Annotated in this window: 8 protein-coding genes; 7 read left to right on the top strand and 1 reads right to left on the bottom strand. The window is 41.3% G+C overall.

Going from position 1 to position 6,887, the window contains the following annotated elements; all coding sequences use genetic code 11:
* Window positions 1-213: 213 nt before the first annotated feature.
* Window positions 214-609: a PaaI family thioesterase gene (locus JOC31_RS07655; protein WP_205017572.1), complete on the top strand. Its 396-nt coding sequence runs from the start codon at window positions 214-216 to the stop codon at window positions 607-609.
* A 40-nt stretch (window positions 610-649) separates the two neighbouring features.
* Here the strand turns inward: JOC31_RS07655 and JOC31_RS07650 are convergent, their stop codons facing one another.
* Window positions 650-1,363: a DUF554 domain-containing protein gene (locus JOC31_RS07650; RefSeq protein ID WP_205017571.1), complete on the bottom strand. Its 714-nt coding sequence runs from the start codon at window positions 1,361-1,363 to the stop codon at window positions 650-652.
* Window positions 1,364-1,504: 141 nt separating this feature from the next.
* On the opposite strand from JOC31_RS07650, the gene xseA reads away from it, so the two are divergent.
* The 6 genes from xseA to recN are packed head-to-tail and all read left to right on the top strand — an operon-like array spanning window position 1,505 to window position 6,859.
* The gene (xseA, locus tag JOC31_RS07645; RefSeq protein WP_205017570.1) at window positions 1,505-2,833 is read left to right on the top strand and encodes an exodeoxyribonuclease VII large subunit; all 1,329 of its coding nucleotides are present in this window, start codon (window positions 1,505-1,507) and stop codon (window positions 2,831-2,833) included.
* Window positions 2,823-3,038 carry an exodeoxyribonuclease VII small subunit gene (locus JOC31_RS07640; protein WP_205017569.1) on the top strand — a complete coding sequence of 72 codons (216 nt, stop codon included), beginning with the start codon at window positions 2,823-2,825 and terminating at the stop codon, window positions 3,036-3,038. Before xseA ends, JOC31_RS07640 begins: the two co-directional genes overlap by 11 nt.
* Window positions 3,038-3,910 (top strand): polyprenyl synthetase family protein, encoded by an 873-nt coding sequence (locus JOC31_RS07635; protein ID WP_205017568.1) that lies wholly within the window; start codon window positions 3,038-3,040, stop codon window positions 3,908-3,910. Before JOC31_RS07640 ends, JOC31_RS07635 begins: the two co-directional genes overlap by 1 nt.
* Window positions 3,903-4,730: a TlyA family RNA methyltransferase gene (locus JOC31_RS07630; protein WP_205017567.1), complete on the top strand. Its 828-nt coding sequence runs from the start codon at window positions 3,903-3,905 to the stop codon at window positions 4,728-4,730. The genes JOC31_RS07635 and JOC31_RS07630 overlap by 8 nt, the downstream gene beginning before the upstream one ends.
* Entirely contained in the window at window positions 4,717-5,187 is a 471-nt protein-coding gene (locus tag JOC31_RS07625) for an arginine repressor (RefSeq protein ID WP_205017566.1), read from the top strand. Before JOC31_RS07630 ends, JOC31_RS07625 begins: the two co-directional genes overlap by 14 nt.
* A 13-nt stretch (window positions 5,188-5,200) precedes the next feature.
* Window positions 5,201-6,859, top strand: a complete 1,659-nt coding sequence (recN, locus tag JOC31_RS07620) for a DNA repair protein RecN (RefSeq protein ID WP_205017565.1) — start codon at window positions 5,201-5,203, stop codon at window positions 6,857-6,859.
* Window positions 6,860-6,887 lie beyond the last annotated feature (28 nt).

Raw genomic sequence — 6,887 nt, 5'->3', positions numbered from 1 at the left:
GTTCAAAGTATTTTAGATTTTTTTGAAATACCTGAACTTTGAATTGCAGAAAGCTTTATTTTCACTCTAAAAATCTTTCATGCGTTTGTCGTGGTTAGAAATGAGAGATTTATAGAATAAAATCTGATGATAGCTGATAGTTGTTTTAGTCGCTAGGAGAGCTTATTTTTCTGTGAAAGGTGTATAATAGAAGTAATAGAAAGAAGGTATGGTATGGCAGAGTTCCAGTTGGATGAAATTAGGGTTTTTGAGAATTACAGTCTAGAGAAGATGGGTGATGGTCATGTATTATTAACGACTGATGTGACTGAGCATTCGCTCAATTATTATGGCAATGCTCATGGTGGTTATTTGTTTACTCTCTGTGATCAAGTGAGTGGTTTAGTGGCTATTTCAACAGGTTATGAAGCAGTGACCTTGCAGTCCAACATCAATTACCTCAAGGCAGGTCATCTGGGAGATCGCTTGACTGTGGAAGGGAAATGCCTGCACAACGGACGAACGACTAAGATTGTTCAGGTTAGTATTCACAATCAAAAGCAGGAGCAGTTGGCGACAGCTAGCTTTACCATGTTTGTGACAGGAGAGCGAAAACAGGACGAGAAGTGACGGTATGTTAAAAAGCAAGGAATAGTATCTTCCTTGCTTTTTAGGTATAAGATGCCAAAACGGCGATGAGAATGGCTGGTAGCATATTAGCAACGCTGATTTTTTTGCCCCAAATGAGATTAACACCGACACAGAAGATGAGAAGAGAGCCAATCAGAGAAATGTTGGCTAGAGCGGCAGTGGTCATCAAGGGCTGAATGAGTTTAGCTAAGACAGTGATGGCTCCCTCAAATAGAAGGACTGGTAGGGCTGAAAAGGTTGCCCCTTTGCCAAGACTGCTTGCCATGACCAAAATGATGATGAAGTCCAGAACACTCTTTGTCGCAAGGATGGTATAATCTCCTAGAATACCGTCGTTGATAGCTCCGACGATTGCCATGGCACCGATGCAGACGGTCAAAGAAGCGGTCACAAAGGCAGTGATGAACTGGCTGTCCTTGGCATTGCCAGTTTTTTCCTTGAGCCACTCGCCTAGATTTTCAAAGGCTTGTTCGATGTTGAGGACTTCTCCAATAAGTGTCCCTAAGGTTAGGGAAATGACGATGAGCATGCTATTGCCGCTGGTTAGGGTTTGATTGTTAAGGGATAGAAGTCCTGGCATGGCACCAGCTATCCCAATAAAGAGGACGGCTAATCCAGAAGCTTTTAAGAGACCTTCTTGAACCCTTGGCTTGATGACATGTCCAAAGAGGCTACCGAGTATGCCACCGGCTAAAATGGCTAATGTGTTGATAAGTGTTCCTAAACCAATCATAAAACTCCCTGTTTTCTAAATGAGATTGTGTTGTCTATTATAGCATATTTATGACGTGACTAAATCAGACATTTTAATCTCGAGTTTATAGCATTTTTTGGTATAATGGAAATCATAGACAAATAGAAAGGATGTCCTAGCTTGTCAGATTATTTGTCGGTCACCAGTTTGACCAAGTATTTGAAAATGAAGTTTGACCGAGACCCTTACTTGGAGAGGGTTTATTTGACAGGTCAGGTTTCCAATTATCGTCGCAGACCAAACCACCAGTATTTTTCCCTTAAGGATGAGGGTGCTGTTATTCAAGCAACCATGTGGGCTGGAGCTTTTAAAAAGCTAGGCTTTGACTTGGAAGAAGGCATGAAAATCAATGTAGTGGGTCGCATTCAGATCTATGAACCTGGTGGCTCTTATTCCATTATTATTGAAAAAGCAGAGCCAGATGGTATCGGAGCTTTGGCAGTGCAATTTGAGCAACTCAAGAAAAAGCTGACTGAGGCAGGTTATTTTGAGGAGCGTCACAAACAGCCTATTCCTCAATTTGTTCGAAAAATTGGTGTCATTACCAGTCCTAGCGGAGCGGTTATCCGAGATATTATCACCACAGTTAGTCGTCGTTTTCCAGGTGTGGCGATTTTGCTCTTTCCAACCAAGGTTCAGGGTGAGGGAGCTGCTCAGGAAGTTGCCGCTAATATTGCTCTCGCCAATCAGCGTGAGGATCTAGATCTATTGATTGTGGGGCGTGGTGGTGGCTCTATTGAGGATCTCTGGGCTTTTAATGAGGAAGAAGTGGTACAGGCGATTTTTGAAAGTCGTCTGCCAGTCATTTCCAGTATTGGGCATGAGACGGATACGACCTTGGCAGATTTTGTGGCAGATCGCAGAGCAGCGACGCCAACAGCTGCTGCTGAGCTTGCGACACCAGTAACCAAGACGGATCTCATCTCCTGGATTTCAGAGAGACAAAGTCGCCTCTATCAAGCGGCCAACCGTCGTGTTCAGCTGCAGACGGAACGTTTATCTAAATTGAGCAACAGTGTGATTTTTAGACAACCAGAACGCCTATATGATGGGCACGTGCAGAAGGTTGACTATTTAACGCAGCGATTGAATAGCTTTATGACAAGTCAGTTAGGTCAAGTGAAGCAAGGTTACGATTTGCTAAATCACCGTTTGCATGCGGTTGATCTTTTGGGGCAATTAGAGCGTTACCATGACCGATTGCAGATACAGGAACGCTTACTCAAATCAAATATGGCAAACATCTATGATACGACATTAGCACGCTTTGAAAAAGCTCAGGAAACGCTACTTTCTTTGGATACCAGTCGTATTATTGCACGAGGCTATGCCATGATAACAAAAGAAAATCAGGTCATCTCTTCTTATAGAGATGTCCAAAAAGGTGACCTTTTAGATATTGAATTAAAAGATGGTCATGTGGAGGTTGAAGTAAAAAATGTCAGATAACAAAACGTTTGAAGAAAACTTGCAAGAATTAGAAGCCATTGTTTCTAAATTAGAAACAGGAGAAGTCGCTTTGGAGGAGGCTTTAGCAGAATTTCAAAAAGGGATGCTGCTTTCAAAAGAATTGCAGAAAACTCTTGCATCAGCTGAAAAGACCCTGGTCAATGTCATGCAAGCTGACGGTAGTGAAAAAGAAATGGATGCTTAATGGATAAGTTAGCTAAGATTGATGCGGCTATTCGTCGCTACTATACAGAAACGTATCAAGTAGTGTCACAAGATTTGATTGATGCTATCCTTTATTCGGTGGATTCAGGTGGTAAGCGTATTCGTCCTTTGATTTTATTAGACCTTTTAGAAGGCTTTGGTTTATCCCTGACTGATAGCCATTATGAGGTAGCAGCTGCCTTGGAGATGATTCATACAGGCAGTCTGATTCATGATGACTTACCTGCGATGGACAACGATGACTATCGAAGAGGACGTCTGACCAATCACAAGAAATTTGATGAAGCGACAGCAATTCTAGCTGGTGATTCTCTATTTCTTGATCCCTTCGACTTGTTAGCGAGAGCAGATTTACCAGCAGGTGTCATTGTGCAGTTGGTCCAACTTCTTTCATCCTCTTCAGGCACCTTTGGTATGGTAGGAGGACAAATGCTGGATATGAAAGGTGAGGATCAGCACCTAGATTTGGTGCAATTAGCAGCTATTCATACCAATAAGACGGGAAAACTTTTAGCTTATCCTTTTTGCGCCGCAGCAATCATCGCGGAACAAGGAGAGCAAGTGCGTGACAACCTCTCTGTAGCAGGAATGTTAGTGGGACACGCTTTTCAAGTTCGTGATGATATTTTAGATGTGACAGCTAGTTTTGAGGAGTTGGGAAAAACACCTCAGAAAGATATTCGAGCTGAAAAGTCTACTTATCCAGCTTTGTTAGGCTTAGAACAATCATACGCTGTTCTAGATGACAGTCTCAATCAGGCGACAGCTATTTTCCAAAAACTTGCTAAAGAGAATGGCTTCCAAGCTGATAAAATCCTAACAATCATAGAAAGGTTAAGACTTCATGCCTAAAGAAAGAGTAGACGTTCTTGCTTATAAACAAGGACTTTTTGAAACAAGAGAGCAGGCTAAACGCGGTGTTATGGCTGGCCTGGTGGTAAACGTGATCAACGGTGAACGCTATGATAAACCAGGTGAAAAAATTGACGAAGCAACAGAGTTGAAATTAAAAGGAGAAAAGCTTAAGTATGTCAGCCGTGGTGGTCTTAAGCTGGAAAAAGCCTTAGCGGTCTTTGATTTGTCGGTTGAAGGTAAAACCACTATTGATATTGGTGCTTCGACAGGTGGTTTCACTGATGTTATGTTACAAAATGGAGCTGCTCTTGTTTATGCGGTTGATGTGGGTACCAACCAATTGGTCTGGAAATTGCGTCAAGATGCCCGTGTACGTTCTATGGAACAGTATAATTTTCGTTATGCAGAGATAGCAGATTTCACAGAAGGGGTACCTTCTTTTGCTTCCATCGATGTTAGCTTTATTTCACTTAATCTTATTTTACCAGCTCTTTACCAGATTTTGGAGGATGGCGGTCAAGTCGTTGCTCTGGTCAAGCCACAGTTTGAGGCAGGGCGAGATCAGATTGGTAAAAACGGGATTGTTAAGGATAAGGCAGTCCATGATGCTGTTTTGAGAAAAGTAACAGCTTTTGCTGTGGATTACGGATTTACAGTTAGAGGGCTTGATTTTTCTCCTATTCAGGGAGGGCATGGCAATATGGAATTTTTAGCCCTCTTGGAAAAAACAGAAGCCCCTCAAAATTTGGTGAGCAATCACATAACAGATATTGTAGAAAAAGCACACAAGGAATTTAAAAAGAATGAAGAAGAATGAGCGTCTGGAATTAATTCGAAAGATTGTTCTTGAAAATGAAATTGAGACACAAAATGAGTTAGTTCAGTTACTAGAAGACTACGGCTTAAAATCAACACAAGCAACGATTTCGCGTGATATCAACACAATCGGAATTATTAAAGTACCAAGCGATTCTGGAAAGTACATTTACGGTCTGTCAAAAGAGACAGCTCGCAAGTTTATGAGTCCCTTACAACAAGCCTGTGATCATATTTTAGAAGTCTCTGAAGAGGCTGCTGGATTGGAACACATGGTTAGCTTGACAGTTGTTCCTGGAAATACCCGTTTATTGAAACGTCTTATTTTAGAAGATTTTCAAGGGGAACTCTTTAGCTTAATCTCAGATGATGACAGCATACTGATTGTGGCTAAAACAAAAGAGACAGCTAAGATTTTAAGAACGAATTTTGAGCAATGGCGAAAGGCTGTACGTTAAGCGGAGGAAGAGAATGCTATTAGAGATTTCCATTAAGAATTTTGCTATTATTGAGGAAATTTCCCTTAATTTTGAAAATGGCATGTCAGTTCTTACCGGAGAAACTGGAGCAGGTAAATCAATCATTATTGATGCCATGAACATGATGCTGGGAGCTCGTGCCAGTACCGAAGTGATTCGAACAGGAGCTAATAAGGCAGAGATTGAAGGCTTTTTCTCGGTGGATGAAAACCCTGAGTTAGATAGCTTACTAGAGGATAATGGTATTGACTTAGGTGATGAATTGATTATTCGTCGTGAAATTTTTCAAAATGGGCGCTCAATCAGTCGCATTAACGGTCAGATGGTTAATTTGACAACCCTCAGAGCAGTTGGTCAGTTCTTGGTTGATATTCACGGACAGCATGACCAAGAAGAGTTAATGAAGCCATCTCTTCACATTAGCATGTTGGATAAATTTGGAGATAAGGCATTTTGGTCAGTCAAAGAGTCCTATCAAAAGTGTTTTGACAGTTATCGACGCTTGCGTAAGCAGGTCATTGAAAAACAACAAAATGAGCAAGAGCACCGTGCACGCATTGATATGTTGGAGTATCAAATTGCAGAAATTGAAGCAGTAGCACTCAAGTCTGGCGAAGATGATTCTTTAAATCAAGAACGAGATAAACTGCTCAACCATAAACACATAGCAGATACCCTAACAAATGCTTATGTTATGCTTGATAATGAAGATTTTTCTAGTTTGGCCAATATTCGCTCAGCTATGAATGACTTGATGGCGATAGAAGAGTACGATCCTGAGTACAAGCTCATGTCAGAGAGTTTGTCAGAAAGTTACTATGTTTTAGAAGAATTGAGCAAACGTTTGGGAGATGTGATTGATGATTTGGATTTTGATGCTGGTCGTCTCCAGCAGATTGATGCTAGGTTAGATAGTATCAACACGATCACCCGTAAGTATGGAGGTACTGTGGATGATGTGCTTGATTATTTTGATAATATCACCAAAGAGTACCATCTTCTCACAGGAAATTCAGAAACGTCAGATAGTTTAGAACGTGAGTTAAAGGTGCTTGAAGGACAGTTAGTCGCAGCTGCAACAGAGCTTAGTCAGTCACGTCATCAGATTGCTATTCAATTGGAAACAGAGATCAAAACCGAACTCACCGAACTTTATATGGAAAAGGCAGATTTTCAGGTCACCTTCACAAAGAGTAAGTTTGGAAAAGAGGGAAATGAACAGGTTGAATTTTATATTTCAACCAATCCGGGTGAAGGTTTCAAACCTTTGGTCAAGGTGGCATCAGGAGGAGAACTATCTAGATTGATGCTAGCTATCAAGTCTGCTTTTTCACGTAAAGAGGACAAGACAAGTATCGTCTTTGATGAGGTAGATACAGGGGTTTCAGGACGTGTTGCACAGGCTATCGCGCAGAAGATACATAAGATTGGAAATCACGGACAGGTCTTAGCTATCTCTCATCTTCCACAAGTGATCGCTATTGCGGACTATCAGTTTTTTATCTCTAAAGAGAGCAATGAGACTTCGACAGTCTCACGAGTGCGTCTCTTGTCAGAGGATGAGCGTGTTCAAGAAATTGCTAAAATGTTAGCAGGAGATAATGTTACCGAGGCAGCCTTAAGTCAAGCGCGTGAGTTGTTGAAGAAGTGATTAGTTTTAATGGCTATCAATGCATTTG

The sequence above is a fragment of the Streptococcus saliviloxodontae genome (genome assembly GCF_016908655.1).
Taxonomy (GTDB): domain Bacteria; phylum Bacillota; class Bacilli; order Lactobacillales; family Streptococcaceae; genus Streptococcus; species Streptococcus saliviloxodontae.
This window is presented reverse-complemented; position numbering and strand designations above follow the sequence as displayed.